Annotated in this window: 1 protein-coding gene; it reads right to left on the reverse strand. The window is 55.2% G+C overall.

Annotated features, from left to right (window positions below; all coding sequences use genetic code 11):
- Positions 1–409 (reverse strand): ATP-binding cassette domain-containing protein (locus HMPREF2971_RS00005; RefSeq protein WP_371440846.1); only part of this gene is annotated, 409 nt, incomplete at its 3' end.
- Positions 410–462 lie beyond the last annotated feature (53 nt).

A 462-nucleotide genomic window follows, 5' to 3' on the forward strand; every position in this document is an offset into this window, starting at 1 on the left:
GGTAGGTTCCTTGCTCCACCACACACCCACCATCCAACACCACCACAGAATCAACACCACGCAACGTCCACGCACGATGAGACACCAACACCACCAAACGCCCAACAGCAGCCACCTTCAACCGAGCAAAAATCTCCTCCTCAGTCTCAGCATCCACAGCACTGGTCGGCTCATCCAACACCCACACCGGCGCATCCCGAAGAACCACACGCGCCAACGCCAAACGCTGCCACTGACCACCCGAAAGACCAACACCACCAAACGACTCACCCAACTGAGCATCCAAACCACCCTCAAGACCACGCACAAAATCATCAGCACAAGCCACCGACAAAGCCGACCACAAATCAGCATCACCAAGACGCTCAACAGCCTCCTGCGGCAAACCCAGAAGAAGATTTTCACGCACAGTCAGTTCATAGCGGCCGTAGTCTTGACTCACCAAACCCACATTTGCCAACA

The sequence above is a fragment of the Rothia sp. HMSC066G07 genome, assembly GCF_001814485.1.
GTDB lineage: Bacteria > Actinomycetota > Actinomycetes > Actinomycetales > Micrococcaceae > Rothia.